Source organism: Pseudomonas sp. NPDC099000, from assembly GCF_044759925.1.
Taxonomy (GTDB): Bacteria; Pseudomonadota; Gammaproteobacteria; order Pseudomonadales; family Pseudomonadaceae; genus Aquipseudomonas.
The window spans coordinates 139910-146650 of the sequence record NZ_JBIWAF010000014.1 but is presented as its reverse complement, the minus strand read 5'-3'; the positions used below and the strand labels follow the sequence as shown (position 1 = coordinate 146650).

Here is a 6741-nt window from a genome sequence, read left to right as displayed (position 1 = left end):
CACTGGAATAGGATTTTCGCATCATCATGCACACCTCAGATTTGGGCGCCATCATAGCGCCCTATTGATGTGTCCAAATTCATTAGGCCAGATCAGCCTGCTCGCGATAGCGGTCTGCCTGCCACATCAATGCTGGATGTGCTGTCGCCATCGCGAGCAGGCTCGCTCCCACAGGGGGATTGAGGTGTTGGTTAGAGGGGTTGTAACGGCATGGTCAACTCAACCCGCAACCCATCCGGGCGACTGTCGAAATGCAGGGTACAGCCGCACCGCTGAACAATCGCCTGGACAATCGCCAGGCCCAATCCGCAACCGGTGCTCTGGCCGTTGCGCCAGAAGCGTTGGGTCAGGTGTTGCAGGTCGTCTTCGGCAATGCCCGGGCCGTGGTCGCGGACCAGAAAGCGCGCGCGACTGCCGGTGGTTTCCAGGCTCAGTTCCACCGACCCGTCGCCCGGGGTATGGCGCAGGGCGTTGTCCAGCAGGTTGCGCAATGCGGCGATCGACAGCACCGCGGGCATTTGCACCGGGGCATTGGAGAACTTCGCCGGCATGTGCAGCTTGATCCGCCGACGATCACCGCTGGCGGCATCCTGAATCGCCAGTTTCGCCACTTGCTCGGCGCTGCATTGCACACCGTCGTCGAACGACAGACTGCCCTCGACCCGCGCCAGCAGCAGCAATTGCTCCAGCGTGCGGTGCATGCGGTCGGCGCCCTCTTCGGCCCGGGCCAGGGACTGATCCCGGGCCGCGCCGTCAGTCATGCGCGCCACTTGCAGGTGGGTTTTGATGGCGGTCAGCGGGCTGCGTAATTCGTGGGCCGCGTCACCGGTCAGCCGGCGTTCGCGTTCGATGGTCTTGCCGATGCGCTGGAACAGTTGATTCTGGGTGTCCAGCAACGGTTGAAGCTCGCTGGGCAGCGGCTGGATCTGCAAGGGTTCCAGAGAATCGGCACTGCGGCGCATCAAGGCATCGCGCATCCGGTTCAGCGGCGCCAACCCCTGTCCGATTCCCAGCCACAACAGGCACAGACAGCCAAGCAACGCCACGCCCACCGGCACCGAAGCCGCCAGCAGGATCGACATGTTCAGCGCCTCACGCTCGATCTGCCGGTCAGCGGTGGTAATGCGCAGATCACCGCGAGCCAGGGTAAAGCTGCGCCACGGCGCGCCGTCGATCATCTGATCGTGAAAGCCCATTTTCTCGGCTTCAAGGGTTTGTTGCGGGTCGGTGTGACTGCGGGCGAGGATTTCGCCGCGCAACGAGCTGACCTGGCAGGCCATGCCACCCGGAATATTCAATTGCTCAGCGCTGAAATGGGTGCCCTCGCCCTTGCTCGGCAGCGCCGGCAATTGTTCCATCAGGCCGGCGACCATACGCGCCGATGCCACCAGCCGCTGGTCGAGGGAAAACATCATTTGGTTGCGCAGGTCGCTGAGCATCCAGGCCGCCGCCAGGGCCCAGATCAGCGCAAAAGCGGCGCCGAGCGTCAGACTCAGGCGCAAACGCAGGCTCATCACTTTTTCATTTCCTCTGCACCATCGGCCGGCCCCAGGCGATAACCCAGGCCGCGTACGGTCTCGACAATGCCATTGCCGAGTTTGCGCCGCAGGTGATGGATATGCACATTGAGCGCGTTGCTTTCCAGCTCATCGTTAAAACCATAAACGCTGTCTTTCAGTTGTTCGGTGGACAGCACCCGGCCACGGTTATGCAACAAGGCCTGCAACAGCGACTGTTCACGACGCGAAAGGTCGACGGACTGACCGCCGAGCATGGTTTCGCGGCTGCTCGGGTCGTAAGTCAGACGGCCGTGTTCGATCAGGTTGACGCTGCGCCCCGCCACTCGTCGCAACAAGGTGTGCAGGCGCGCGGCGAGTTCACGCAGGTCGAACGGCTTGAGCAGGTAATCGTCGGCACCGGCCTGCAAGCCGTCGACGCGATCGGTGACCGAATCCCGCGCCGTGAGAATCAGCACCGGAATCTCCAGGCCACCGTGGCGCAACTGCTGCAACAGCTTCAAGCCATCCTCATCGGGAAGGCCGAGGTCGAGCACCATGACGTCGAACTCGGCCACCTTGAGCATCGCCCGGGCGGCCGACGCGGTGGCGACGTGCTCCACCGTCAGGCCCTGTGCGGTGAGGCCGGCGACAATGCCGCTGGCGATCAGCTCATCGTCTTCGCAAACCAGTACATGCATGGGAGCTCCCGGAGCAAAAAAAGCCAGTGAAGCAGCTGAGGATTAAGCCGCAATTATGGCAAGGCCTGCCGCTGACGAGAAGCGAAGGCTTTTGCTGGCCGTCGCACCCGTTTACACCAGCCCATTTTTTAAAAAAACCCGGGATTCAAAACCGACACAAACAGCCTCATAAAAGACTTAAGAGAACCTGTTTACTCACGATATTCTGATTCGGGAATCAAGCCTCGAAGTAACATCTCGAAAGATATGATCCCACTATTGAAAGCGACTTTAACTTGACTGAAAGGATTCAGATCATGCCAACACTCGAACAGTGTATTGCCGTCGATTGGCGTGCAGGAAAAGATAGAATTTATTTCTTCTTCAAAGACACCGACACTTACTCCCGCTTCAACATCGGCGACCAGGAAGTCCCTGCTGGATACCCTGCCCCTGTAAGTGGAAGTTGGGGAACATTCGATAACCACGTCAACAACCTGCGATTTGGCTTTGCCACGACCGGGCTGACACTGGATAAACCGATGGATACCTCGGACCTGGATATCCTGTGGTTATTCTATTATGAAGGCGACACACCCATGGTCTGCGCCTACAACCAGGACACTGACTCGGTCATGCAAACAAGCGCCGTCCGGTCTTCCAAATGGCGTCTGTTGCTGCCGTACTTTGACCGGATCGTTGCCGGGACATGGTGGCAAGTCAATCGCAGTTCATTGTTCCGATTCATCATGAATGACGGCAATTCTCTTTATCTGGACTGGGATGAGGTGCCCCGTGCCCCTCAGCGTGACTACGCAGACGACAAATATGACGACAACCTCTTTAACCCTGTTGTAACACCTGTTCAAACGTTCAGACTCGAGCCCATTACAGAAACCACGTGGCCCGGTCTGGCGCTTTACAAAGACCGGATTATTACGGCGGCGCAAAACGACCGAACCTTTGCCGACAATTATTTCTATGTTTTTCTGACCAACAATCAATACCTGATCTATAACATTCCGCAAAACCACCTAGTGTCCGGCCCGCATGCAGTAGACAACCAGTCCTGGCCAGGCCTGTTACGCAATTGATGACTTGAGCAGTCGCGGCTGTCCTCTGATCAGCTCAGCGGGCAGCACCGGCGGCGGTTAATCATCGGTTAATCGCCGCCTCCCATTGTGCACCTCACTTGCACAGGGATAAGGCTTACCCATGCGTCGACTGTTTTTGTTTTTTGTTCTCTTGATCTCGGGCCTGGCCCAGGCAGGGACCAATCCGTTCGATACCAAACCTGAATTTTTACCGGTGGAAAAGGCCTTCGTCTTTACCTCCGAGCGCCTTGAATCGGGTGAAACACAGCTCTTTTGGCAGATTACCGACGGTTATTACCTTTATCAGAAACGCCTGAAATTCGAGGGTTTGCCCCCGGAGCAGCAGCCGCCATTACCTGAAGGCGAAGCGCACAGTGATGAGTTTTTCGGCGAACAGCAGGTTTATCGCCAAGGCCTGGAGCTGAAGATTCCGGCGGGTGCCACCGGTCAGATCAAGGTGGGCTTCCAGGGCTGTGCCGATGCCGGTTTGTGTTATCCGCCGCAGACTCAGGTCGTGGACCTGGGCGGCAATGTTGCGGTCGCAACCAACGAAGCACCAGATCAGGCGCTGGCCAGCGGCCTGCAACAACGGGCGCTGGGCTGGAGTTTGCTGGTGTTCTTCGGTCTGGGACTGTTGTTGGCCTTTACGCCTTGCTCGTTGCCGATGCTGCCGATTCTGGCCGGGTTGATCGTCGGCAGTGGGGCCACGCCCAAACGCGGTTTTGCCCTGGCGACCAGCTACGTGGTGAGCATGGCGCTGGTGTATGCGGCGATGGGCGTGCTGGCCGCAATGCTTGGTGCGAACCTTCAGGCCCTGTTGCAAAACCCTTGGCTGCTGGGCAGCTTCGCGGCGGTATTTGTCCTGCTGGCGTTACCGATGTTCGGTTTCTTCGAGCTGCAACTGCCAGTGGCCGTGCGTGATCGCCTGGAAAATGTGTCGCGCAATCAGCGTGGCGGCAGTTTGATCGGTGCCGGTGTGCTCGGGGCCTTGTCGGGGTTGCTGGTCGGCCCATGCATGACCGCGCCATTGGCCGGCGCCCTGCTCTATATCGCGCAAAGCGGCAATGCGCTGCATGGCGGGCTGATTCTGTTCGCCATGGGCATCGGCATTGGTGTGCCGTTGTTGTTGCTGGTGACCGTGGGTAATCGCTTCCTGCCCAAACCCGGCGCCTGGATGAACCTGCTCAAAGGCGTGTTCGGTTTCCTGTTCCTCGCCACCGCCCTGCTGATGCTGCGCCCGGTGCTGGATCAGTCGCTGTGGATCGGTTTGTGCGGCGCCTTGTTGCTGATTGCCGCCTACAGTGCCTGGAAACAGTCGGAAGGTTTTGGTCGCGTCGCCCATCTGTTCGGCGCCAGTGCGTTGTTGCTCGGGATGTGGGGCGGTCTGCTGCTGATCGGCGCCGCCGGTGGCGGTGATGATTTGCTCAAACCGTTGCAGGTCTACAGCGCCTCAGCCTCCTCCGGAAATGCCGCTCGCCCGACCGGCCATGAGGCATTTACCACGATCAACAGTCCGCAAGCGCTGCAACAGGAACTGGACGCCGCCCAGGCCCAGGGCCAATGGGTGCTGCTGGACTACTACGCCGACTGGTGCGTGTCGTGCAAGGTCATGGAAAAACAGGTCTTCGGCAAAGCCCATGTAATGGCAGCGCTGAGCGATGTGCGCTTGCTACGGCTGGACGTGACCGCCGACAATGCCGCCAGCCGCGAACTGCTCGGCCGTTATAAAGTGCCTGGGCCACCGAGTTTTCTGTGGATCGGCGCAGACGGCCAGGAGCGCCGCAGCCAGCGCATCACCGGCGAGGTCGATGCCGACACCTTCCTGCAACGCTGGACCACCACCCGAGACGCCCGTTAATGCTGACCTTTACCCTCGGCACCTTTGCCATCGCGCTTAACCATCTGCTGCTGATCAGTGCCCTGGCGCTGGCGACGTTTGTCGGCTGGCGGGTGGCCAAGCGCGGTGGCGAAAACCCCGAGTCAGCGCTGTTCAGCCTGTTTTTACTGGGCATGCTGGCGGCGCGTGTCGGTTTCGTGGTCGCCTACTGGGCACACTATCGCAACGATCCGTGGCAAATCATCGACCTGCGCGATGGCGGTTTTCTCGCCTGGCCCGGGGTGATTGTGCTGTTGCTCACCGCGTTGTACCGCGGCTGGCGCCGACCGGGTTTGCGTCGCCCGCTGGGTTTCGGCGTGGCCAGCGGGTTGGCGTTCTGGCTGCTGGCGACGTTCTCTCTGAGCATTTACGAACAAGGCACGCGCCTGCCGGAAATCGCCCTGCGCAATGCCGCCGGCGAAACCGTGCAACTGGCGGATTACAAGGGCGGGCCGCTGGTCATCAATCTCTGGGCTACCTGGTGCCCGCCGTGCCGCCGGGAAATGCCGGTGCTGGAAAACGCCCAGCAACAGCGCCCGGACCTGACCTTCCTGTTCGTCAATCAGGCTGAAAGCATGCAAAGCGTCAGCACCTTCCTCGAAACCCAGGGACTGAGCCTGACCAACGTGCTGTTCGACGGCAGCGGTCGATTGGGTCAGGCCGTGGGTTCCATGGCATTGCCGACTACGCTGTTCTATAGCCCCGAAGGTCGATTGCTGGGCAGCCACTTGGGCGAACTCTCGGATGCCAGCCTGGCCCGCGCCCTGGAAAACTTCGACACCCCTTCTCCTGCCGTACCGGCCACCTCTTCAAGGAAACTGCCATGCCCCGCCTCCGCCACCTGCTGACCCTGACCCTGGGCGCAGCGTTGCTGCACCTGCCGTCGGTGCAGGCCGCCGAAGAATTGCCTGAAGCGATCAAGAAGATCGAAGCCAAGGGCGCGAAAATCGTCGGTCAGTTCGACGCGCCGGACGGCTTGCGCGGTTATGCCGCGCAGTACCAGAATCGCGGCATGGCGCTGTACCTGACCCCGGACGGTAAGCATGTGTTGCTCGGCAATCTGTACGACGCCGAGGGCAACGACCTGAGCAGCGCGCCGTTGCAGAAACTGGTCTACGCGCCGATGTCCAAGGAAGTCTGGGGCAAGATGGAGGCCAGCAACTGGATCGCCGACGGTAAAAAAGATGCGCCACGCGTCGTGTACCTGTTCAGCGATCCGAACTGCCCTTACTGCAACATGTTCTGGGAACAGGCGCGGCCGTGGGTCAAGGCCGGCAAGGTGCAGCTGCGGCACATCATGGTCGGGATCATTCGCGAGGACAGCCCGGGCAAATCCGCCGCGCTGCTGGCCGCCAAGGACCCGAGCAAGGCGCTGGAAGATCACGAAAAATCCGGCAAGGGCAGTTCGCTCAAAGCCCTGAAGGACGTGCCGCCGGCGATTCAGGCGAAACTGGCGGCGAACATGCAGCTGATGGAAGACCTCGAGCTGCAGGCCACCCCGGCGATTTTCTACATGGACAACAAGGGCGAGCTGCAACAACAGCAAGGCGCGCCTTCGCCGGACAAGTTGGTGAAAATACTCGGGCCTAAGTAAG

The 6741-nt window shown here is 60.1% G+C and carries 6 protein-coding genes; 4 read left to right on the top strand and 2 right to left on the bottom strand.

What is annotated here, in order from left to right; genetic code table 11:
• Positions 1-191: 191 nt before the first annotated feature.
• Positions 192-1517: an ATP-binding protein gene (locus ACIQV9_RS17845; RefSeq protein ID WP_403103989.1), complete on the bottom strand. Its 1326-nt coding sequence runs from the start codon at positions 1515-1517 to the stop codon at positions 192-194.
• Complete coding sequence (locus ACIQV9_RS17840; RefSeq protein ID WP_403103986.1) at positions 1514-2197, bottom strand: response regulator; 684 nt, start codon at positions 2195-2197, stop codon at positions 1514-1516. Before ACIQV9_RS17840 ends, ACIQV9_RS17845 begins: the two co-directional genes overlap by 4 nt.
• A gap of 296 nt (positions 2198-2493) precedes the next feature.
• Here ACIQV9_RS17840 and ACIQV9_RS17835 point away from each other — a divergent pair, with 296 nt between their 5' ends.
• The 4 genes from ACIQV9_RS17835 to dsbG all read left to right on the top strand — a co-directional run bounded on the left by ACIQV9_RS17835 (position 2494) and on the right by dsbG (position 6740).
• Entirely contained in the window at positions 2494-3270 is a 777-nt protein-coding gene (locus tag ACIQV9_RS17835) for a hypothetical protein (protein ID WP_403103982.1), read from the top strand.
• Between the two features lie 121 nt (positions 3271-3391).
• Positions 3392-5128 carry a protein-disulfide reductase DsbD gene (gene dsbD, locus ACIQV9_RS17830; protein ID WP_403103979.1) on the top strand — a complete coding sequence of 579 codons (1737 nt, stop codon included), beginning with the start codon at positions 3392-3394 and terminating at the stop codon, positions 5126-5128.
• Complete coding sequence (locus ACIQV9_RS17825) at positions 5128-5994, top strand: prolipoprotein diacylglyceryl transferase family protein (protein ID WP_403103976.1); 867 nt, start codon at positions 5128-5130, stop codon at positions 5992-5994. The genes dsbD and ACIQV9_RS17825 overlap by 1 nt, the downstream gene beginning before the upstream one ends.
• A complete protein-coding gene (dsbG, locus tag ACIQV9_RS17820) occupies positions 5970-6740 on the top strand; it encodes a thiol:disulfide interchange protein DsbG (RefSeq protein WP_403103973.1) in 771 nt (256 codons plus the stop codon). Before ACIQV9_RS17825 ends, dsbG begins: the two co-directional genes overlap by 25 nt.
• The last annotated feature ends 1 nt before the right edge of the window (position 6741 follow it).